This window comes from uncultured Sunxiuqinia sp. (assembly GCF_947495665.1).
Classification (GTDB): Bacteria; Bacteroidota; Bacteroidia; order Bacteroidales; family Prolixibacteraceae; genus Sunxiuqinia; species Sunxiuqinia rutila.
On the sequence record NZ_CANLZV010000005.1, the window covers coordinates 86900 to 110217 of the forward strand.

The 23318-nt window shown below is 46.6% G+C and carries 16 protein-coding genes and 1 riboswitch; of the genes, 5 read left to right on the forward strand and 11 right to left on the reverse strand.

The features are described from left to right. Positions 1-299: 299 nt before the first annotated feature. The 4 genes from metF to Q1A18_RS08060 form a co-directional block, all read right to left on the reverse strand. Positions 300-1253 carry a methylenetetrahydrofolate reductase [NAD(P)H] gene (gene metF / locus Q1A18_RS08045; RefSeq protein WP_299578430.1) on the reverse strand — a complete coding sequence of 318 codons (954 nt, stop codon included), beginning with the start codon at positions 1251-1253 and terminating at the stop codon, positions 300-302. A gap of 49 nt (positions 1254-1302) precedes the next feature. Continuing rightward, positions 1303-1461, reverse strand: coding sequence for a hypothetical protein (locus Q1A18_RS08050; protein ID WP_299578431.1), 159 nt, complete (start codon positions 1459-1461; stop codon positions 1303-1305). Positions 1462-1575: 114 nt separating this feature from the next. Continuing rightward, positions 1576-5253, reverse strand: coding sequence for a methionine synthase (metH, locus tag Q1A18_RS08055; protein WP_299578432.1), 3678 nt, complete (start codon positions 5251-5253; stop codon positions 1576-1578). A 51-nt stretch (positions 5254-5304) separates the two neighbouring features. Further along, positions 5305-6054, reverse strand: a complete 750-nt coding sequence (locus Q1A18_RS08060; RefSeq protein ID WP_299578433.1) for a UPF0280 family protein — start codon at positions 6052-6054, stop codon at positions 5305-5307. Between the two features lie 200 nt (positions 6055-6254). After that, a riboswitch (SAM riboswitch) is annotated at positions 6255-6360 on the reverse strand. Between the two features lie 195 nt (positions 6361-6555). On the opposite strand from Q1A18_RS08060, the gene mnmH reads away from it, so the two are divergent. Continuing rightward, positions 6556-7608, forward strand: a complete 1053-nt coding sequence (gene mnmH / locus Q1A18_RS08065; protein ID WP_299578434.1) for a tRNA 2-selenouridine(34) synthase MnmH — start codon at positions 6556-6558, stop codon at positions 7606-7608. Continuing rightward, positions 7580-8611 carry a selenide, water dikinase SelD gene (gene selD / locus Q1A18_RS08070; protein ID WP_299578435.1) on the forward strand — a complete coding sequence of 344 codons (1032 nt, stop codon included), beginning with the start codon at positions 7580-7582 and terminating at the stop codon, positions 8609-8611. Before mnmH ends, selD begins: the two co-directional genes overlap by 29 nt. Positions 8612-8665: 54 nt before the next feature. On the opposite strand, the gene Q1A18_RS08075 is transcribed toward selD, so the two are convergent. Beyond that, entirely contained in the window at positions 8666-10072 is a 1407-nt protein-coding gene (locus Q1A18_RS08075) for a radical SAM protein (RefSeq protein ID WP_299578436.1), read from the reverse strand. A gap of 141 nt (positions 10073-10213) precedes the next feature. Between Q1A18_RS08075 and fumC the strand changes: the two genes are divergently transcribed. Both fumC and cysS read left to right on the forward strand, forming a co-directional pair. Next, on the forward strand, positions 10214-11614 hold the full coding sequence (gene fumC, locus Q1A18_RS08080) for a class II fumarate hydratase (RefSeq protein WP_299578437.1): 1401 nt from the start codon (positions 10214-10216) through the stop codon (positions 11612-11614). A gap of 91 nt (positions 11615-11705) precedes the next feature. Next, complete coding sequence (gene cysS, locus Q1A18_RS08085; RefSeq protein ID WP_299578438.1) at positions 11706-13178, forward strand: cysteine--tRNA ligase; 1473 nt, start codon at positions 11706-11708, stop codon at positions 13176-13178. A gap of 58 nt (positions 13179-13236) precedes the next feature. Here cysS and Q1A18_RS08090 read toward each other — a convergent pair whose 3' ends face one another. After that, positions 13237-14106 carry an SDR family oxidoreductase gene (locus Q1A18_RS08090; RefSeq protein WP_299578439.1) on the reverse strand — a complete coding sequence of 290 codons (870 nt, stop codon included), beginning with the start codon at positions 14104-14106 and terminating at the stop codon, positions 13237-13239. Positions 14107-14260: 154 nt separating this feature from the next. Between Q1A18_RS08090 and Q1A18_RS08095 the strand changes: the two genes are divergently transcribed. Then, on the forward strand, positions 14261-14728 hold the full coding sequence (locus Q1A18_RS08095) for a superoxide dismutase [Ni] (protein WP_299578440.1): 468 nt from the start codon (positions 14261-14263) through the stop codon (positions 14726-14728). A gap of 133 nt (positions 14729-14861) precedes the next feature. On the opposite strand, the gene Q1A18_RS08100 is transcribed toward Q1A18_RS08095, so the two are convergent. From Q1A18_RS08100 to pgmB, 5 genes are read right to left on the reverse strand one after another with little or no spacing between them, the layout of a single operon-like run. Further along, on the reverse strand, positions 14862-16250 hold the full coding sequence (locus Q1A18_RS08100; RefSeq protein ID WP_299578441.1) for an alpha-amylase family glycosyl hydrolase: 1389 nt from the start codon (positions 16248-16250) through the stop codon (positions 14862-14864). A 15-nt stretch (positions 16251-16265) separates the two neighbouring features. Further along, positions 16266-18410, reverse strand: coding sequence for a glycoside hydrolase family 97 protein (locus Q1A18_RS08105; RefSeq protein WP_299578442.1), 2145 nt, complete (start codon positions 18408-18410; stop codon positions 16266-16268). Between the two features lie 20 nt (positions 18411-18430). Beyond that, positions 18431-20278: a glycoside hydrolase family 13 protein gene (locus Q1A18_RS08110; RefSeq protein WP_299578443.1), complete on the reverse strand. Its 1848-nt coding sequence runs from the start codon at positions 20276-20278 to the stop codon at positions 18431-18433. Continuing rightward, the gene (locus Q1A18_RS08115; protein ID WP_299578444.1) at positions 20275-22590 is read right to left on the reverse strand and encodes a family 65 glycosyl hydrolase domain-containing protein; all 2316 of its coding nucleotides are present in this window, start codon (positions 22588-22590) and stop codon (positions 20275-20277) included. The genes Q1A18_RS08110 and Q1A18_RS08115 overlap by 4 nt, the downstream gene beginning before the upstream one ends. Before the next feature lie 20 nt (positions 22591-22610). Then, positions 22611-23273: a beta-phosphoglucomutase gene (gene pgmB / locus Q1A18_RS08120; protein WP_299578445.1), complete on the reverse strand. Its 663-nt coding sequence runs from the start codon at positions 23271-23273 to the stop codon at positions 22611-22613. Positions 23274-23318: the final 45 nt, after the last annotated feature.

Genomic DNA, 23318 nt, shown 5'->3' on the forward strand with positions numbered 1-23318 from the left:
ACAAGGGAAGGATACAGCGCAGGTACTCGCTAAGAAAACCTTGTTTGACGACCAACGGGAGGAGTTGGTTTTCGGGGAGTGACTGACCCGTCGTTTTCGTTCAAAAGACTGGTCAGCCTTGATCTTTTTTGATTCCTTTTTGGCATCAAGGCAAAAAAGGAATTGGGGTTCAGGGGCAACGCCCCATTTACAATGGAAAATGTACGCCTGAGAATTCTCCTGAAACACAACATTTCCCCAACAAAAAATCCGGCCTTTGAAGACCGGATTCCTGTATTTTGATTCTCTTTTATAGCCTGTTAAAATACGGCTTCCACAATTTTACGGGCATTGTCCGACACGCCATAGGTGTATAGGTGTAAGCTGGGCACTTTGTTGGCCACCAGGTCTTTCGACTGGTGAATGGCCCATTCGGTTCCTACAATCTTGGCATCGTCGTTGTTTTTGCATTTGGCCAGCTCGGTCGCCAGTTCCTGCGGTAAATCAATGCTGAAAATTTTGGGCAGCACGGTCAGCTGATTCTTCAGGTTAATGGGTTTAATACCCGGAATGATGGGCACGGTAATTCCGGCTTCGCGGCATTTATCCACAAAATTGTAGTACATCTGGTTGTCGAAAAACATCTGCGTTACGATGTAGTCGGCCCCGGCATCCACTTTTTGCTTCAAATAAGCCATATCGGTATCGAAATTGGGCGCTTCGAAGTGCTTCTCGGGGTAACCCGCCACCCCAATGCAAAAATCGAGTGGAGCGTTGTTTTTCAGGTCCGGCTCCAGGTATTTGCCTTCGCGCAAATTCACGATCTGCTCCACCAGCTCGTTGGCATTGGCATGCCCATCGGGGTTGGGGCGGAACATGTTGTCGGTTTTCAGGCCATCGCCCCGTAAGGCCAGCACATTGCTGATTCCCATAAAATTCAGGTCAATCAGCACGTGTTCGGTTTCGCTTTTCGAAAAACCACCACACAAAATGTGGGGCACCACCGGAATGCCGTATTTGTGCTGAATAGCGGCTGCAATGGCAACCGTTCCGGGACGTTTGCGAACCGTGCGTTTTTCAATGCTTCCATCGTTTAACTCCTTAAACACCATCTCGTCGCGATGGGTGGTAATGTTGATGTACTTGGGGTTGTAATCCACTAAGCTTTCGATGGTCCGGTAAATATTACTGGCATCATTCCCTTTCAAAGGGGGAAGCAATTCAAATGAAAAAACCGTTTGATCGCTCTGCTTGATGATGTCTATCACTTTCATAGTCGGGTCGTGCATTTCGAGCTGTGAGTCATACTTTCACTTACTCTGATTATTTAAAAATGTTTTCTATTTTCTTCTGCGCTCTTTGGGCTTCGCGTTCCAGTTCCTTTTCAATTGAATTGTTGAAATGAAAAACCATATCCAATACAAACATAAGAGCCATTCCTAACACAAAGGCAATAAGAACTTTTGTTGCCGAATTCTTCATGATCTATCTGTTTTTTGATCCTTTTTATAATCGTCTCCCTGAATTCATTTCAGGGCCTGTCCTTTCTATTTTAGAGATCCTGAAACGAGCTCAGGATGACGAACTTTTGGTATTTTAAATTCCTTTATAGTTCAGGTTAACGGGTAAAAACTGCTCCACCACATCCACCGGAACGCCTTTACGATTGGCGTAATCTTCCACCTGGTCCTTGCCAATTTTCTCCAGGCTGAAGTAGCGGGATTCGGGATGGGCGAAAAACTGTCCGCACACCGCTGCTGTTGGGTACATGGCATAGTGTTCCGACAAGGTGATGCCGATCTTCTCGGCTCCAAGGATGTTGAACAGGTTCTCCTTTTCGTGGTGCTCCGGACAAGCCGGGTAGCCCATGGCCGGACGGATTCCCTGGTATTTCACCTTCAGGATATCGTCCCACGAAAGCTTCTCATCCGGGGCGTATGCCCAATATTCCTGACGCACTTTTTCGTGCAGCAGCTCGGCAAAGGCCTCCGCCAGCCGATCGGCCAGTGCTTCCAGCATAATGGCCTTGTAATCGTCGTGATCGGCCTTGTATTCAGCCATCCACTTTTCAATGCCAATACCCGCCGTTACGGCAAAAGCGCCACAGTAGTCGGTTTGATCAATTTCCTTGGGAGCTACAAAATCCGACAAGCAGAAATTAGGCGAACCTTCGCGCTTCTTCTCCTGCTGACGCAGGTGGTAAAAACGGCCCAGTTCCTTGCTGCGCGCTTCATCTTCAAACAACACAATGTCGTCGCCCTCGGTATGCGCCGGCCAAATGGCATAAATACCATTCGCCTGAAGCATCTTCTTCTCAATGATTTCATCGAGCATGATCTGGGCATCTTCATACACCTTGCGGGCTTGTTCGCCCTGGCGTTCGTCTTCCAAAATTTCCGGGAACCGGCCACGCAACTCCCACACAAAGAAGAAGAAATTCCAGTCGATGTACTTGCGCAGTTCTTCAATCGGGAAGTCGATCAGCTCGAAAACCCCGGTTTGTCTGGGTTTGTAAATTTCATTTTTACTCCAGTCAATCCGGAATTTATTGGCACGGGCTTGCTCCAAAGTCAGGTATTCCTTTTTCTTCTTCTGCCCGTGGAACTCACGAATTTTAGCATATTCATCTTTTACCGACTGAATATACTCCTGGTTGTTTGCCAACAGGTTGGCCACCACATTCACCGTGCGGCTGGCATCTTTTACATGCACCACCGGATGCGAATAATGGGGTTCTATTTTAACCGCGGTATGGATTTTAGACGTAGTTGCCCCACCGATCAACAATGGCAGGTGGAAGTTCTGACGTTCCATTTCAACGGCCACGCTGGCCATAATTTCCAGCGAAGGGGTAATCAAACCACTCAGGCCAATAATGTCAACCTGCTCCTTTTTGGCCACTTCCAATATTTTTTCCGTAGGCACCATCACGCCCAAGTCAATCACTTCATAGTTGTTACAGCCCAGCACCACGCCAACAATGTTTTTACCAATATCGTGAACGTCGCCCTTTACGGTAGCCATCAGCACCTTTTTTTGGTTACTCTGCTGGTTCTTAAACTTCGCCTTGTCGGCCTCAATGTAAGGCAGCAGGAAAGCCACCGCCTTTTTCATTACCCGGGCCGATTTGATCACCTGGGGCAGGAACATCTTTCCGGAGCCAAACAGGTCACCCACCACATTCATTCCATCCATCAGCGGACCTTCAATGATGTTTAACGTGGGCTGATAGTGCGGCAAGGCCTCGGCCAAATCAATCTCCACATAGTCAGGCAATCCTTTCACCAAAGCATGCTCCAGTCGTTTTTCAAGCGGTAACTCACGCCATGCATCTTTCCGCACAGCCTTGGCCGGATCTTCCTTCAGGTTTTGTGCAAAATCCAGCAAACGCTCTGTTGCATCGGGGCGACGGTTCATCACCAAATCTTCAATATATTCGAGCAAATCCTTCGGAATTTCATCGTAAATCTGTAGCATTCCCGGATTCACAATTCCCATGTCCAGCCCGGCTTTAATGGCATGAAACAGGAAGACCGAGTGAATGGCTTCGCGCACCAGGTTGTTTCCGCGGAAAGAGAACGACACGTTGCTCACCCCACCACTTGTTTTGGCATGCGGCAAGTTTTCCTTAATCCAGCGAATGGCATTGATGAAGTCCACCGCGTAATTGTTGTGCTCTTCCATCCCTGTCCCAATGGTCAGAATATTGGGGTCGAAAATGATATCTTCGGGTGGGAAGTTGATTTTCTCAGTCAACAGTTTATAAGCCCGTTCACATATTTCAATGCGCCGCTGGTAGTTGTCGGCCTGGCCTTTTTCATCAAAAGCCATGACCACCACCGCAGCACCATAACGTTTAATCTTTTGCGCCTGCTCCAGGAATTGCTCCTCCCCTTCCTTCATGCTGATGGAGTTCACAATGGCCTTGCCCTGCAGACATTTCAGTCCGGCTTCAATCACTTCCCATTTCGAGGAGTCGACCATCACCGGCAACTTGGCAATATCAGGTTCGGCCATCAACAGGTTCAGGAACCGCACCATTTCCTTTTTAGCATCCAGCATGGCATCATCCAGGTTCACATCAATCACCTGGGCACCGTCTTCCACCTGGTCGCGGGCAACGGCCAGCGCTTCTTCGTATTTTTCTTCCCGAATCAGGCGGGCAAACTTGCGTGATCCCGACACATTACACCGTTCGCCAATATTTACAAAGTTGGTTTCGGGCGTGATGGTCACCGGCTCCAGTCCGCTGAATCGAGTTAATTCGTCATTCTTTTGTTTGATGTGCGGTTGAGCAGCCGCAGCTACTCCGGCAAATTTGCGGATATGGTCAGGTGTTGTTCCGCAGCACCCTCCAATGATGTTGACAAAATGGTTGTCCAGGAAATCCTTCACCTGGGTGGCCATTTCCTCCGGAGTTTCGTCGTACTCCCCAAACTGGTTCGGCAAACCGGCGTTGGGGTAGGCACTGATGAAGAAAGGGGCTTTTTTCGCCAGCTCTTCCAGGTACGGGCGCATATCTTTGGCTCCCAGCGAGCAGTTCAAACCAATACTCAGCAAATCGATGTGGCGCATGGAGTTCAAAAATGCCTCCACGGTTTGCCCCGATAAGGTTCGTCCACTGGCGTCGGTAATCGTTCCGGAAACCATCACCGGCAAGCGTTGACCGCGTTTCTCCAGCTCTTCTTCAATGGCAAAAAGGGCAGCCTTGGCATTCAGGGTATCGAAGATGGTTTCCACCAGCAACAGGTCCACGCCACCATCCAGCAGGCCTTCCAGCTGCTCCCGGTAGGCCTCTTTGATGCCATCAAACGACTCGGCCCGGTAGCCCGGGTCATTCACATCGGGCGACAGCGAAAGGGTCTTATTCGTTGGTCCCAATGCACCGGCAACATAACGCGGTTTCGACGGGTCCTTTTGCGTGTATTCATCGGCCACCTCGCGCGCCAGTTCGGCCGAGGCCTTGTTCATGGCATACACCCATTTTTCGGTGTGGTAATCAGCCTGTGAAATCCGGTTCGCATTGAAGGTATTGGTTTCAATAATATCAGAACCCGCCTCCAGAAAGTCGGCATGGATGCCCCGAATAATATCCGGACGTGTAAGCGACAGAAAATCATTGTTTCCAAACAAATCATTCGTCATGGCCGCCATCTCCCCGTTGCGGAAATCATCCTCTGTCAGCTTGTGTTTCTGAATCATGGTTCCCATGGCTCCATCCAACACCAGCACCCTGCTTTTTAACTCCTCGCGTATGTCGTTTTTTGTTATCATCCTCGTCTATTTTCGTGTCGGCTCATTGCCAATGTTCCCGACACTTTCGTTTCAACCTAATATATTTAATTCAAACTCCCCCCGAATACCGATCTGGTCATCGCAAATCAATACCGCCGAAATGATTTCCTCCATGCGTTCGGCCCGATTCAGTACTTTTTCCACGTCAGCCGGTTTCTTGATCAGGTTCCCCAGGCCGGTAGCCAAAGCATCAGCCAGGGCGGTATCCTTGCAGGCAATCAGCACGGCATCGGCCTTGCCAAAACTGCGTGATGTGCCACTTGTTCCTGCGGAAGTGCATATCCCCAGTGGGGTTTGCGCAGCCTGAATTTCCAGTCCGGCCATGCCTGACAAAGGCGATTCGCCCGCAAAAATGGGTAGCACCAAGGGGCTCTGCAGCTTCAGAAAACAGTCACCATCGTTCTCAACAACCAACTCTTGAATTGAAAAGTTCTCCAAAAGGGCTTTTCCGACCTGCTCGCTAAACGTTCCCGACCAGGCAGCAGTAGGTCCTACGCCGGCTTTTTCGGCCGCAGCCGCCATTTGCTGAACCGCCTGCGGGGCGTTTTCGCTCACCTGGCACGGCTTCAGGCTTTTTTTAAAAAAGGGCTCTTCAGCCATATACTGTTCCAGCGCGTCAGCCAGGCTTTTTACGGTTTCAAGGGCCAGAGTTTCCATCTCTTCCTTGTACGAATCCGCATTCATTCCGATCCATAAATCGGACTCCTTGTAGGTAACTACAAACGATTGAAAACGTTCTTTGGAAAAGCTGTCGCGGTATGTTTTGGGTTTAAATAACATCGTTCTTATAAGCTATTGAGTTCCTGTTTCAAAGCCTGAGGTTCGAATTCACGAAAAACTCATTTGTTTTGACTGAAATGGTCCGAATAATGGAAAAAAGATCGTGCGCCGATTAGCGCATGCAGCAGTTTGCAAAATGCATACAGCTCAGCAGAAAAAGAGAATTGGCTTGTTTCTTCACTCGTTTCATTTTTTAAGATCAATTATAATTCCGTTTCCGGCCGGGTTTTGGCACCGTTTCCATTGTTGAACAGAGGGTTGCCAGAGTTTCCAGGAGCCCGCTCTCTCCACTCTTCCTTATAACCAAGAATTCCCAAACGATGGGAACATTTGATAATTTCATGCAAATGTAGTGTGTAAACTGATAATTATCAAGAAATGGACGGGTTAAGCTTTAAAATAAAAGGAATGGTAACCTTCGCCGGAATAAAAATGGAAAGGGTGATGATTTAATTTTTTCCGGCTTCCTTTCGTCATCGAAAATCAGCTACTTTTGTGGTCATGATTATTGAAATCAGCATCCACGATTTTTATTGCCAGCAACATCGCCTGCCTTTAATTGATGTACGTTCACCGGGAGAATATGAAAAAGGACACCTTCCGGGTGCAACCAATATTGCCCTATTTTCCAATGAGGAGCGGGCGCAGGTAGGCACCGTTTACGTTCAGCAATCGCGCGACGAAGCCGTTGAGCTGGGCTATCGGTTTGTTACACCGAAGCTGGATTGGTTTATCAGCGAAAGCCGGAAAGTAGCCGGAAATTCCCCGGTTGCCGTACACTGTTGGCGCGGAGGAATGCGCAGTCATGCCTTTGCCGAACACTTGCACGAAAACGGCTTTGATGAGGTTTATGTAATTACCGGTGGCTATAAAGCCTATCGGAATTATGTGCTTGACTTTTTTGCTCAGCCACTCCAGCTGCGCATTCTGGGCGGCTTTACAGGTAGTGGCAAAACCCTGCTTCTGAAAAACCTGCAGCAACAAGGGCAGCAAGTCGTCGACCTGGAAGGGCTGGCCCACCACAAAGGCTCTGCTTTTGGAGCAATCGGCGAAAGTCCGCAGCCCACCGTAGAGCAATTCGAAAACAACTTGTTTGAAGCCTTTCGGCAGCTCAACCTGCAGCAGCCAATTTGGCTGGAGGATGAAAGCCACAGCATTGGAAAGGTAAAAATTCCCATCCCGCTGTTCCGGCAAATGCGTCAGCAAATGGTTTACTTCATTCAACTCAGCAAAGAACAGCGGGCCCGGCATCTGGTTGGTCAATACACCGTTTGCGAAACGCCCGAGCTGGCTTACGCCATCAATGGGATTGCCAAGCGGCTTGGCGGGCAAAATGTAAAACTGGCCCACGAATACCTGGCCCAACAAAAATTTTACGAGGTGGCGCTTTTGGCCCTTCAGTATTACGATAAAGCCTACCTGAGAGGAGTACAGAACCGCAACCCGGAATTGGTTTGCATGGTTCCACTTCCCGACATGAACCACGAAAATAATGCAAAAACACTGATCACTTTAGTCGAAAAATATGAACGAAATAAAACTCACACAGTATAGTCACGGCGCCGGTTGTGGCTGCAAAATATCACCCAAAGTTCTCAGCTCCATTCTTCAAACCAATCTGGCACCTTTTAACTCGCCCAACTTGTTGGTAGGAAACGACAGCCGCGATGATGCCGCGGTTTACGACATGCAGGACGGAACAGCCATCATCAGCACAACCGACTTTTTCATGCCCATTGTTGATGATCCGTTCACCTTTGGGAAAATTGCAGCAGCCAATGCCATCAGCGATGTATATGCCATGGGCGGCAAACCCCTGCTGGCCATTGCTATTTTGGGCTGGCCCATCGATAAACTGGCCCCCGAAGTGGCCCAAAAAGTGCTGGAAGGCGGACGTGAGACCTGTCAGGAGGCAGGCATTCCGCTGGCAGGCGGACACAGCATCGACAGTCCTGAGCCTATTTTTGGCTTGGCCGTTACCGGCCAGGTGGCTATGGACCAACTGAAACGAAACGACACGGCGACCCAAGGCTGCCAACTGTTGCTCACCAAACCCCTCGGTGTAGGTGTGTTATCCACAGCACAAAAGAAAGGAAAGTTAAAAGCAGAGCACCAACACCTGGCTCCAAATTCCATGATGCAACTCAACAAGGTAGGCTTTGAACTGGCCGCTGTGCCGGGCATCAAGGCAATGACTGACGTCACAGGCTTTGGGCTGCTGGGCCATTTAACCGAGCTGTGCGAGGGAAGCCAGCTTTCGGCCGAAATTGAACTGGACAAAATTCCACGTTTTGCAGAAGTAGCCGAATACATTGAATTAGGCTGTATTCCCGGCGGTACACACCGAAACTGGGACAGCTATGGAAGTAAGGTGAAACTGAAAAATGAGTCGGACAAACTGTTGCTGTGCGATGCACAAACCAGTGGCGGATTACTGGTCGCTGTTGAACCGGATGCCCTGCCACAGGTGCAGGAAATTCTGAAAAAACACAACATTACAGCCGAACCATTTGGACAACTGGTCGCTCCGCAGAACGATCTGATCCGGGTAGTTTAAAGGCCCAAAAGCATTTAAAGGGATCCGGTCTTCCCCACAGACCGGATCCTTCAATTAATGGTATTCGCCCAGTCCTTCCGGGATAAATTCGTGAGTCATGATTTCCTGAATCGCCTTCGAGTCAGCTTCCTGGTAACTCAGCTGACCATCCAGCAATTGCTCCAAAAGCTGAAGCATTTCAACATTGAGTTCAATAGGCAAAATAGCGGCCCCCCGTTCGATCACCACCTGGCACTCCTCATTCAAGGGAATCGGATCAAACTCATTGATGCCCGTTTCCTGCGGGAAGATATGACTGACGTGGTACTCCAGAAACATAGGCAGAGCCAGTTGCTTTATTTCGTCCAAAATGTAGTGGTGAAAACTCAACTCCCGTTTTTGCGGATAATAAAAAGCCAACTGCTGCTCAATCAGTGAATCCAGCTCAGCCAAAACAACGGCTTCCTGCTCAACGGGAAGCTTCACAAACAAGCGACGGATAAAGCCGTTTTCGGTGACTCGCTCCCAGGGTTTAACCACCTGTGGCGCATGTTTCATGCGATTAGCCGATTTCTGATGCCGGTTCTTATAAACAAACGAACAGTAATTGATGGGCAAATCAATGCCTTCATCCAAAGTAAATTGAATCAGGCGCAAAGCAGTCAGTTCAGATTCAATGACCGTCACCTTTTCGCCATGCGAATACGTATAATCGTGCTCAATCAGCTGATTGAAATTGTAGGGAGTAAGCCGCATCTGGTGAAAATTCAGGTGATTGACACCCAACTGATGCAACTCCCGGATTTTCTCCTTCAGCAATTCTTCTTCCTGCGGCACGGCCGGAATTTCCACCGTTACCACCGGGATCTGACCAACAGCCAACTGAATTTTATCGGTTTTGTATTCCGTAGCACCAATGTCAAAGCGCATTTCATTCAGACCTGCCTGCTTTAAAGCGGCAACCTTTTCCTCGGTTAGCAAAATGCCATTGGTATATAACCAAACATACACTTCGTCGCCAAAAGCCTCTTTTACCACTTGCACAAAAGCCAGGCTTTTCTCGAACGAAACCAGCGGCTCACCCCCCGAAATACTGACTCCTTTAAACCCAAACCGACGGATGTAGTCCACATAGTTTTGCGGATCATCAAACGTCAGCGTATTGGTCTGCGGCTTGCCCAGATCGGTTTGCTGTGTGGGACAATAAAAACATTTCCCGTTGCACAGGTTATTGATAAAAAGACAGGACCACTGCCCCTCTCCACAAAGCTGACATCCTTTTGAAAGTTTTGTCACATCCACTTTGCTGTTATGAAATCCCCACTTGATCCTGCTTTCAATGGCCGACAAAATGGCTTGTCGTTCCTGCATAGCAGTCGCTGCTTCTTCCGGTGAAGGGAATTTCAAATAGTTGTATTTCACCTGGTACTCCTCCTGATTCCTCAGCAGGTGCCGCTCTTTTAAAGGTGTTAACCTATTCATTCAAAACATCAAATAACTGGCCGTAAATATAGTTCCATTTTGATTTCAAAAAACAGCTTTATTCATTTTTATGGTTCTTTTGAAAACCAAACAAATGAAGCTCTGGATTGTCTGAATTAACAGGACCAAAACACACTGATTATGAATTTCAGAATGGAAAAGGACAGCTTGGGTGAAGTTAAAGTGCCTGCTGAACGCTATTGGGGTGCACAAACCCAGCGTTCTATCGAAAATTTCAAGATCGGGGCAGCAGCCAGTATGCCATTGGAAGTGATTCATGCCTTTGGTTACCTGAAAAAAGCAGCCGCCCAAACGAACGAAAAAGCAGGTGTATTGCCCAAAACCAAAAGTGAACTGATCCAGCGGGTTTGTGACGAAATTATCGCCGGAAAACTGGATGCCGAATTTCCACTGGTGATCTGGCAAACCGGTTCAGGAACACAAACCAACATGAATGTCAATGAGGTGATTTCAAACCGGGCACATGTGCTGGCTGGAAACCAACTGGGGATTGGAGAATCTCCAATTCACCCCAATGATGATGCCAACAGATCACAATCATCCAACGACACCTTTCCAACCGCCATGCACTTGGCCGCCTATAAAACACTGGTCGAACATACCATTCCACAGGTGGAACTGCTGCGTGACGCGCTGGAAACCAAATCCGAAGCCATGAAGGACGTGATCAAAATTGGTCGTACCCACTGGATGGATGCCACTCCGCTCACTTTGGGGCAGGAATTCTCCGGCTACGTTTCGCAACTCAATCATGGGTTGAAAGCCCTTAGAAACACGCTTTCCCACTTATCGGAACTGGCTTTGGGAGGAACGGCAGTTGGAACCGGCCTCAATACGCCTGAGGGCTATGCCGAAGAAGTAGCCCAGGCCATTGCCACACTCACCGGCCTGCCATTTGTAACGGCTGAAAATAAGTTCGAATCATTAGCAGCCCACGACGCGTTGGTGGAATCGCATGGCGCTTTGAAACAACTGGGCGTCAGCTTGATGAAAATTGCAAATGACATCCGTTTACTGGCCTCAGGGCCCCGGGCCGGCATTGGCGAAATTACCATCCCGGCCAACGAGCCTGGCTCCTCCATCATGCCCGGAAAGGTCAACCCGACCCAGGTGGAAGCACTCACCATGGTTTGTGCTCAGGTAATGGGCAACGACACCACCATTTCCATAGCCGGATCGAACGGACAGTTTGAGCTGAATGTTTTCAAACCGGTTATGATCCACGCCTTCCTACAGTCGGCCAATCTACTGGGCGATGCTTGTAAGTCGTTTACCCAGCACTGCGTTGTTGGTATTCAACCCAATCAGGCTCGGATTGATACCCACCTCAGCAATTCCTTGATGCTGGTAACGGCACTTAATCCCTACCTTGGCTATGAAAATGCAGCTAAAATTGCCCAAAAAGCACACGCAGAAAATACCAGTTTGAAAGAAGCGGCCATTAAGCTGAAGCTTCTAACGGCTGAGCAGTATGATGCATGGGTTGATCCGGCAAAAATGACTGGACAACAAACCAGTTGATTCGCCCAATTTAGATTCGGGGTGACTCTCACCGGCTCATTTAGCCACAGTTGAGTTAAAATTTTTAACTTTGCAAAAATTTCTCGAATCCATGGAAAATCAACTACAGATTTACAATACATTAAGTCGCAAAAAAGAAGTTTTTGAACCGCTTCATCCGGGTAAAGCCGGCTTGTACGTTTGTGGGCCTACCGTTTACAGCAAAGCCCATTTGGGACACGCGCGTCCGGCAGTGACCTACGACCTGCTTTTTCGCTACCTAAAACACATTGGCTACAAGGTTCGCTACGTGCGTAACATTACCGATGTGGGGCACCTGGTGAATGACGCCGATGAAGGTGAAGACAAAATTGCCAAAAGAGCCCGGCTGGAAGAGCTTGAACCCATGGAGATCGTTCAAATTTACACCAACGACTACCATAAAAACATGCAGCAACTCAATGTTCTTCCCCCCAGCATTGAGCCCCGTGCTACCGGACATATCATTGAACAGATTGAAACGGTAGAAAAGATATTGGCCGCCGGCTATGCTTACGAAAGCAACGGTTCGGTTTATTTTGATGTCGAGAAATATGCCAAAGATTATCCTTATGGCGAGCTTTCGGGCCGAAAAATTGAAGACCTGCAAGCCAATACCCGCCAGTTGGACGGACAAGACGAAAAACGATCGTCGCTGGATTTTGCCATCTGGAAAAAGGCGGCACCCGAGCACATCATGCGCTGGCCCTCCAAATGGGGAGACGGATTTCCCGGCTGGCACGTGGAATGTACTGCCATGAGCTGCAAGTACCTTGGTGAAACATTCGATATTCATGGTGGTGGAATGGATCTGACCTTCCCGCACCACGAAGCAGAGATTGCTCAGGCCAAAGCAGCCAACGGACACGATGCGGTTCGCTACTGGATGCATAACAACATGGTGACACTGAACGGCCAGAAAATGGGTAAATCCCTGGGCAATGCCATCTCACTGGATGACTTTTTTGAAGGCAACCATCCCTTGCTGGAAAAAGCCTACAAGCCCATGACCATTCGCTTTTTTATGCTAATGGCGCACTACCGCAGTACATTGGACTTCTCCAACGAAGCGCTGCAGGCTGCCGAGAAAGGCATGGAGCGGCTGCTTAAAGCTGTGGAAACACTGGATAAGCTGGAAAGCTCAGCCACATCAACGGTTCAGGTTGCAGAGCTGAAGAGCAAATGTTACCAGGCGATGAATGACGACTTGAACAGCCCGATTGCCATTGCTCACCTTTTTGACGGTGTGAAGATGATTAACTCTCTGGCCGATGGAAAAGCAAGCATTTCAGCTGATGATCTGAAAGAGCTGAAGACTTTGTATTCCACCTTCCTGTTTGACTTATTTGGTCTGCAGCAACCAGAACAACAAGATAATGCAAACACGGAAGCCTACGAACATGCCATCGACTTGCTGTTGCAGCTTCGTCAGGAAGCCAAAGCCAATAAGGATTGGGGAACTGCGGATAAAATTCGCGATGAACTCAGTAAACTTGGCTTTGTGGTGAAAGACACCAAAGATGGTTCCAGCTGGGAGTTGAAATAAAAAAAGCCCGGCTATTTTATCAGTCGGGCAACCATATTTTTATCAAAACAAGCAATAACTAGGCTTTAGGACCATCCCAATCGCCTACTCCCATTGCGGCAAGAGCTCCCACCCGAATTGGCTCAACTGCATCATTCAATGCCTGAAAACCGAAATCCAATCCTGCAATCGTTCTAAGAGGACGACTGCCTGCTGGTTTATTGATCAGATCTTCGAAAATCTTAACAACGACCATCGGGTCAGTCGGTGCATTCTCATCCTCAAAGAAGTTTTGAACCTGACCTCCAAAGTCTTGAATAAATCCTGCAACATGTTCATAAGCTGAAGCAATCTCAGCATCCTTGGGCTGCACAATGTTGCCAAAGAAATTTGTTGAAAATGGTCCTGGTTCAACAATCACCACATCAATCCCCAGTGGAGCTAATTCGTAACGCATGGCTTCGCTAACTCCTTCCAGTCCCCACTTACTGGCATGATATACACCAAAGCCAGGAAAAGCGGCTCTCCCGGCCGTAGAGCTAACCTGAATAATCAAACCCGATTTTTGCTTTCGCAGCTTAGGTAATACCGCTTTAGCAACACGGATGGTTCCAACGATATTTAAATCTAACTGCTGTAATATTTCTTCGGAAGAAAATGCCTCCACAGGTCCGCCATATCCATATCCGGCATTGTTGATAACAACATCTAGTGTCGGAATCTGTTTGACAGCAGAATTGACACTCTCATCAGAAGTAACATCCATGTCGAGAACATCAATGTTGAGCTTGTTAGCCTTTGCGAACTCCTTTAAATCTGAAGCTTTTCCTGCATTATTACCGGCCACCTTTCGCATGGTAGCATAAACGTGATGTCCCTTTTCTGCCAAGTATTTAGCCGCCTGATAGCCAAACCCTGAACTACAGCCCGTAATCAATATTTTTTTCATGACAATTAATTAAAGATAAAACCGTCTTAATCAACGTCTAATATCCCAAACAGTTCATTGCTATCAGGAGTAACAAGAGACATATAATCAAAAACTTAACAAACCACTTCGTTTTACAATTGTTTTACTGATAGAAATTTAAACAAAACTAGTTATGAAAAAATTAGCCATTCTTACTCTTTTTATCGGTCTTTTGGCTTTTAGCCAGAAAAGCTTTGCTCACTGTGAAATCCCCTGTGGCATTTACGGCGATTCGGTACGTGTAACACTCATTGCTGAGCATATTGAGACATTGGAGAAGTCCATGAATCAAATCAACGAATTGTCCAAAGCCGGGGATAAAAATTACAACCAGCTGGTTCGTTGGGTGGTGAATAAAGAAGAGCATGCGCAAAAGATTCAAGATATTGTGAGCCAGTACTTTTTGCACCAGCGCATCAAGCCTGTTTCACCGACGGAGGTAGAAGCTTACGCAAAATATACCAACCAGTTAGCATTGCTGCACCAGTTGCTGGTTTATTCAATGAAGGCCAAGCAAAGCACCGACCTGGAGGTCATTGAAAACTTACGGACTACGCTCGAAAAGTTTTCACACAGTTACTTTCATAACCATACCCATTAAAACGCATCAGCCCGCTAGTATTTTCACCACAAATGTTGTGGCACAAGACCAAAGAGCATAAAAAAAGGGGCCGCCAATTGCGGTCCCTTCTCAAACTAATAAACCAACTAAACCTAAACTAAACCTAAAAAATCTATTTGCGTTTGTATATTTTGTATTCCCATGCTTGAAGTTCGATGCTCTCCTTCTCTTCTGCTACCAAATCGCTCTCTTCCCAAATTCCCTCGTACATTTCATGAACATCGAACTTGATATTACAAACAACAGGAGTATCGGAAAGGTTCATAATGATCAAAAGTTTGTTTGAGTTTTTTTCGCGGGTAAAGGCGAAAACCTGATCGTTATGATTGGTGTTGAGCAACTTCATATCCCCGCCATCCAAGCCATTCCACAGCGCTTCATTGGTCTTTTTTAGCTCAATTAAACGACGATAAAATTCCTCTTTATCGAGCTTTGACCAATCAATTTCATCTTTCTCAAAAAATGCCAGCTGCTTATCCAAGCCAGCTTCTTGCCCACTGTAAATCAAAGGAATTCCAGGTACGGTGAAGCTAAATACAGCAAAGGCATCAGCCGCGTCCCCCATGCGTTGGCTCACTGTTCCAGCCCATGAGTTTTCATCGTGGTTGGTAATAAACTGCATAGGGAAAGAACCCGGTGTGTATTTTTCGTCATCCATTTCGACGAAGTAGTTTCTCAGATCCTGTGCCGTTTGTTCGCCTTTAGCAACAGCATTCATCGTATGATGCAGCTTCCAGGTGTAATTCGATTCAAACGCATACTTCAGCAAGCCCGGATGATCTTCATCCTCGGCAAGCATATAGATGGGCTTAATGGAGTCAAATGAAGCACGCGCTTCTTCCCAAAAGTCCTGAGGCACTCCCCAAGCCACATCGCAGCGAAAACCATCTATATTGGCTTCCTCCAGCCAAAAGTCCATGGCATCGATCATAGCACGGCGCATGGGCTGAACATCAAAGTTTAGATCAGCAATATCGGACCAGTCCGGATTCGGTGCAATAATAGCGCCGGTTGAATCTTTGGTGTACCACTCCGGATGATCAAAAATCCACCGGTTGTCCCAGCCAGTATGGTTTGCCACCCAGTCGATAATTACCTTGAAACCGAGGTCGTGTGCCTCATTAACCAGATTTTTAAAATCTGCCATCGTTCCAAACTCCGGGTTAATTCCTTTGTAGTCTTTCACCGCGTAGTACGAACCCAAAGTTCCTTTCCGGTTTTTCTCCGAAATTGGGTGAATGGGCATGATCCACAAAATATCGACTCCCAGATCTTTCAAGCGGGGCAAATGCTCGGCAAATGCCTTGAAAGTACCTTCTGGCGTATATTGGCGAATGTTTACTTCGTAGAGCACGGCATCTTTTACCCAATCCGGATTCGGCAATTGCTGACCGGTTATCACCTGCTCCTGATTCGATTCAGGCTTTGTTTTTGGCTGACAGGACACCAAGGCTCCCGCCACAAACAAAATCGTAAATAGTTTAAACACTTTTAACTGCATGTTATTCCAATTAGCTTATAGTTTCTTCAATCCTTTCGTTTGTGCTTTATCCGTAACTTCGATGATACTGATGGCATAGCCACCGCCCGGAGCACAAGCTTGTTTCAAAACCGATTTATTGGTAACCACAGCCTTCCGAATGGTGTAGGCCTGTGGATTATTTTTGTAGTGTGCGTCCGCAGCATCCGCATAAATTGTCGCGATGTATTTCTTGCCTTCATCCAGAAAATCAAATTTCAGGACTGACTGGTACCCATTTTCATCCACAGTGGTTCCTACAAACCAGTTGTTGGTTCCTTTGGCTTTCCGTGCAATGGTGATGTAATCGCCGGGCTCTGCTGCTAACGCACGTGAATCATCCCAGTCAATGGCCACATCTTTGATAAACTGAAAAGCATCTTCAAAACGCTGGTAATGTTCCGGAAGGTCGGCTGCCATTTGCAAGGGGCTGTACATGGTTACATACAAAGCCAATTGACGCGCCAGCGTTGTATTTACATGTGAATTGTTCTCCGGATTCAGTTTGGAAATGTCCATTTCAAAAATACCGGGAGTGTAATCCATTGGGCCGCCAATCAATCTGGTAAATGGAAGAATTGTGGTGTGGAACGGCTTGCTTCCACCAAACGCTTCGTATTCGGTTCCCCGGGCCGACTCATTGCCAATCAGGTTCGGATAAGTCCGGCATAAACCCGTTGGGCGAACAGCCTCGTGCGCATTAACCATTATTTTGTATTCAGCTGCTTTTTCGATCGCGTAATGATAGTGATTCACCATCCATTGCCCGTAGTGATACTCTCCTCTCGGGATCATATCTCCTACATAACCGCTTTTTACCGAATTGTAGCCATGATCAACCATAAACTGGTAGGCTTGATCCATGTGGCGCTCGTAGTTACGCACCGAGCCTGATGTTTCGTGGTGCATCATCAATTGAATTCCCTTGGATTCGGCGTAATCCTGCAACATATCTACATCAAAATCAGGATAAGGTGTTACAAAATCGAACACATAGTCTTTCGACTTGCCAAACCAATCTTCCCAACCGGTATTCCAACCTTCAACCAACAATTGGTCGAAACCATTTTCAGCGGCAAAATCGATGTAAGCCTTTACTTTCTCATTGTTGGCAGCGTGCTTTCCATTCGGTTTAGCTTTGGAGTAATCAAATGTTTCCAGTTTAACCGAAGGCACATCGGTATAAGCCCAACTGCTTTTTCCGGTAATCATTTCCCACCAAACACCCATGTATTTAACGGGCTTAATCCACGAAGTATCCTCAATTTTACAAGGTTCATTCAAGTTCAGCGTCAGGGTTGACTGAAGAATATCAGCCGCTTGGTCGCTAACTATGACCGTCCGCCAAGGAGAAGTGCATGGAGCCAGTAAGTAGCCCTTTTTCCCTTGCGCATCAGGTGTTAGGAATGATTCAAAAACCATGTTTTGATCATCCAACTCCAAGTGCATGCAGGAATAATCAACCAAGGCAGCCTCATGAATATTGATGTACAAGCCATCGTCACTTTTCATCATCAACGAAGTTTGCACCCCTGTTGGTGAGAATGGAGTTTGCGACGCATTTGGAGTAATTGCCGTTTCCATAAAGCCCCTGATTTCAGAAAGCTTTGATTCGGTGTAATCGTATTCCTGGGTGTCAAAGTCTCCCGGAATCCAAAAGGCTTTATGATCGCCTGTCATCGCAAACTGGGTATGCTCCTCTTTGACAACCATATAGTTTAAGTTAGGCTGCTCTGGAAACTCGTAACGAAATCCGAGCCCATCATTAAACAGCCTAAAACGGAGAACAATATGACGCGAGGCATCCTCTTGATTCAGCGTGACAGCCAATTCATTGTAGTGGTTCAGAATCGACCGGTACTCACCCCAAACAGGCTCCCAGTTTTCATCAAAGGTGGATGTTTCGGTTTGACCAAGGGTAAACCCGTCGGTTAAGCCCCATTGGTCGTCAAACAATTCAATTCCCAAAGAACTAGGCTGAATCACCGGTTGTCCTTTGTAAGAAAGGGTATAAAAAGGCACTTCATTTTTAAGCTCAAACGACAGAATCAGTTGCCCATCTGGCGACTGGATTTGCTGAGCTTTGGCAATAAAACTACTTACCAATAGGATGACTGCTAACAGTCGTATTTTTCTGGTCATTTTTCTTGATTTCAATCGGTTTATTTTAATTCGATAATCATGGCTGCTTTTGCCGGAACCGTGATGGTTGAAAGATCATTGATTGGTTTCGAACGAATAATTTCTGTTCCACGTGAAAACTTTCCAATAAGCTCTTCAAAACGGGCAGTTTCCAGCTGGTTATCAGTCGTATTCTTATTCAAAACAACCATCACCGTTTCATCTTCATTGTAGCGGAAGTACACGTACAAACCATTTTCAGGCACAAAATGCATGAGTTTGCCCGTATGAATCACTTCTTTGTTTTTCCGCCAATTCTGAATGGTTCCAATGTAATTTTGAAGGTCTTTTTGCGCATCGCTTAAGCCTTCGCCAGTAAATGCATTCACCGCATCACCGGCCCATCCCCCCGGAAAATCACTTCGGATGATCCCATGGTCTTCGGTGCCCGGATTAGACATCAGCACCTCTGTTCCGTAGAAGATTTGTGGAATACCACGGGTGGTTAAAAAGAAAGCCAAGCCCATTTTCAGCTTTTCAACATCCTCTCCCACTTGCGTGTAAAAGCGTGACATATCATGATTGTCCGGGAAGACCACCAAGTTGTCAGCATCCGGGTAAAGAAAATCATTGGATAAGGCTTCGTACAATTCCTGCAACCCTTTGTCCCAGCTTTCTTCGTGCTGCATAGCGCGGCTTGTCGCATTTTGAACCGGGAAATCCATCAAGCTCGGCAAGCTACAATGGTAGCCATCTGAGTTTTGCTTGCCTTTTTGCCAGTAGGACACAATGGCCGGATTCATGCTCCACTCTTCGCCTACAATGTTGAAATTTGGGTATTCTTCCAGTACTTGCTCTGTCCAGTCGGCCATCATGTGTTTGTCCGGGTAAGGCCAGGTATCCTGACGAATCCCCTCCAGACCAACATATTCAATCCACCAAATACTGTTTTGAATCAGGTAAGTAGCCATGAAGGGATTTTCCTGGTTCAAGTCAGGCATTGTTGGTACAAACCAACCATCCAGCATGGCTTTGCGATCTGCTTCAGACACATGCGGATCCTGATGCACGGTACGTCGATGCGTCGTAATTTTGTATTCCGGGTAATGATGAATCCAATCATCCATAGGCATATCATCCATCCACCAATGCTCCGAACCACAGTGGTTGAAAATCATATCCATAATCAGCTTCATGCCCCGTTTCTTCAGCTCTTTCGACAGCTCCAGGTATTCTTCATTGCTACCATAGCGTGGATCGACCTTGTAAAAGTCGGTGGTTGAGTAACCATGATAGGACACCTGAGTCATGTTATTTTCCAGCACCGGGTTTAACCAGACAGCCGTAAAGCCAAGCCCTTGCAGATAATCCAGGCTATTGATAATTCCCCGGATATCACCTCCATGACGGCCATCTTTATCAGCTCGGTTTGGAAGCTCCTTCATTCCCTCAACAGCGTCGTTATCCAGATTGCCATTGACAAATCGATCCGGTGTGATCAGGTAAATGACATCCGAGCTATTAAAGCCCATTCGGTTAGCCGAATTAGCCTCCCGATCCCGCAATTCGTAGGTATATGAAGTTGTTTTCTTCCGGCCGGTTGTAAAGGTTAAATCAAAGGTTCCAGGGCGGGTTTCTTCATCAATTTTAAGGTTGATAAAAAGGTAATTGGGGTTCTTTACCCGACTCACACTTTCCAAGCTCACTCCGGGATAATCAAAGCTAACATCAGCTTGGGCAATATCCTCTCCGTGCACCATCAATTGCAGGTTTGGATTCTTCATGCCTACCCACCAAAACATTGGTTCTACCCGCTCAACTGAAGTGGCCAGTAATTGAGCCGATCCGGCTAACACCAGTAAAAAGACAATCGCTATTTGTTTAATCATTTCTCTTCTCTATTTAGTATCAGTTCTTGTTTTTCCTGTAACTCATAACTTTTGCCCCAAATAATGGCCGACACCATTCCCGGGTTATGGTTGATGATTTTTAGTTCCTCTCCCATTTGAATTTCGAGGTGTGAGCCTCTGAAACTAATCTTAAAGGAATATGATTCCCATGATTCCGGGATGAAAGGATCCAGCATCAGCTGGCCATTTTTAACACGCATACCCCCAAAAGCTTCCACAAACGACATCCATGTTCCTGCCATACTGGTGATGTGCAAACCATCTTCTGTATCGTTGTTGTAATCGTCCAAATCTAAGCGTGCTGTACGCAAATAAAACTCATATGCTTTGTCTTCGCGGCCAATTCGTGAGGCCAAAATACTATGAACACAAGGCGATAATGAAGACTCATGAACAGTGATTGGTTCGTAAAAATCGAAATGCCGTTTCACGCATTCTTCATCATACTCTTCCTGAAACCAATACAAGCTTTGAAGGGTATCCGCCTGCTTGATGTAGCATGAACGCAAAATGCGATCCCAGGACCAGTTTTGATTAATTGGGTATTCGTCCTCAGGCAGCAAATCAACCGGAACAAGCTCCTTATCCAGGAAGCCATCTTGCTGTAAAAAGATTTCCCTTTTTGCATCATAAGGAAAGTACATTTTCTCAATGATTTCCTTCCAATGATCTGTTTCCTGCAATTCGTTGAACTTCCATTTCTGAATCAGTTCTTCGAACAGGTAAGGATGTTCGCGCTTGATGTAAGCAATAACATCCAAGGTATATTTCAGTGTCCACACCGCCATTTTGTTGGTATGGAAATTATTATTTACGTTGTTTTCGTATTCGTTGGGGCCAGTAACTCCAAGAATCACATAAGCCTGCTTTTCTTCGGACCAGTTTACCCGTTGCGCCCAAAAACGCGAAATTCCAAGCAGCACTTCAAAGCCATAAGGCGCTAAGTACTGTCGATCGCCAGTATAGTTGATGTAGTTGTAAATGGCATAGGCAATTGCTCCATTTCGGTGAATTTCTTCAAACGTGATTTCCCATTCATTGTGGCATTCTTCACCATTGATGGTCACCATAGGATACAAAGCAGCCCCATTTTTAAAGCCCAACTTCTCAGCATTTTCAATGGCTCTACCCAAGTGTTTGTAGCGGTACATGAGCAGGTTCTTTGCCACGCGCTCCGGTGCAGTTCCTAAAAAGAAAGGCAAACAGTACGCTTCGGTGTCCCAATAGGTTACACCTCCGTATTTTTCGCCTGTAAAACCTTTTGGTCCAATATTGAGGCGCTCATCATCGCCGGTATAAGTTTGCATCAGGTGGAAAATATTGAAGCGTATCCCCTGCTGAGCGGCACGATCTCCTTTAATCTCAATATCGCTGGTTTCCCAGCGTAGTTCCCAAGCTTTGCTGTGTTCCTGATACAAATGCTCAAACCCTTTGGCTGAAGCCTCCTCAACAAGCTTCTGGGTATAGGCTTTCATTTTTCCCTTTGGTGTTTGCAGTGACGAACAGATAGCCGCGTACTTCTCAACCAACAAGGTATCATCTTCCTGAAGCTGGCTATGAAACACGGAGCCAACGAGTTTCTCCTTTTGCAACGCTTCTGGCTGATCAAGCTGCTCTTTTCCATTCAGCAGTACGCGTGTTAACTGTCGATTGCCGGAATGAAAACCCGTCTTTTTGGTTTCCATGCACAGGAAAGCATTTGCTCCCTCCACTTCTTTTTCAAGCTCCACCCAGAATTTCTCATCGTAGTTGGAATCTTCATTCATAACATCACCATCGATGAAAGAGGTGACTGTTACTGGAGCTGAAAAATTCAAACTTTTAAGTTGGTAGCGAATCACCCCAATCTCCTGATTCTTCATGCTCAGAAAGCGTTTGACCTCAACTTCCAATTTTTTCCCGGAAGGTAAGCTTGCCACAAATGAACGGGTCAGCAAAGCGGAATGCATGTCCAGTTCGCGTTTGAATTCGTCCACTTGAGCTGTGGCTAAATCCAACTCTTCACCATCAACCTGAATGTGAATACCGATCCAGTTGGCAGCATTCAACACCTTGGCAAAGTATTCGGGATAACCATTTTTCCACCAGCCAACCCGGGTCTTATCAGGATAATACACCCCAGCCAGGTAGTTCCCTTGCAAGCTGTCGCCACTATACTTTTCTTCGAAGTTTGCGCGTTGGCCTGTGTGGCCATTTCCTAAGCTGAATAAGCTCTCGGAAACCCGGTTGTTTTTGGGGTCAAATCCTTCTTCAATGACCTTCCAATCGCAATGTATGATGTAATTTTTCACTGGTAATGCTTTTTAGTCCGTTAATTCTTATCGCTTAAAAAAGTGGCTAATTGCTTTAAGTTGAACCCTTCGAAGCCGGAGATAACCTGATCGGCTTCTGACAGGTTTTTCGGATCACCAACGCCAATGCAAGCCATGCCTGCATTTTTAGCTGCTTCAACCCCTGCAATGGCATCTTCAAACACCACACAACTCCGGCTTTGGACCTGCAGTGCCTCTGCACCTTTTAGAAATACTTCCGGATCGGGTTTTGCTTTGGTCACCTCGTTACCATCAATAATGGCATCAAATAATTCTTCAATATGTAGTTGCTTTAGAATTAACCGGGCATTCTTACTAGCTGATCCTAAAGCCACAACTATTCCTTTGTTTCTAATTTCTTCGATAAACTCCTTCACCCCGGGAAGTAACTCATCGTCCTTCATCCGTTGAATGTAGCTGAGGTAAACCTCATTTTTTTGAGTTGCCAATTTCATTTTTTCGTCATCAGCCAAAGTCGTGTTTCCCAGTTCGAGAATAATGTCTAAAGACCGCATCCGACTTACTCCTTTCAGTAACTCGTTGTGCTCCTCAGTAAAGCTTATTCCCAGTCCATTGGCCAATTGTTGCCAAGCTAAATAATGATACTTAGCTGTATCGACAATTACACCATCCAAATCAAAAAGACATGCTTTTATTTCCATCCATAAATTGTTTAATTACAGTAGCCTACAACTACTACATCCTAT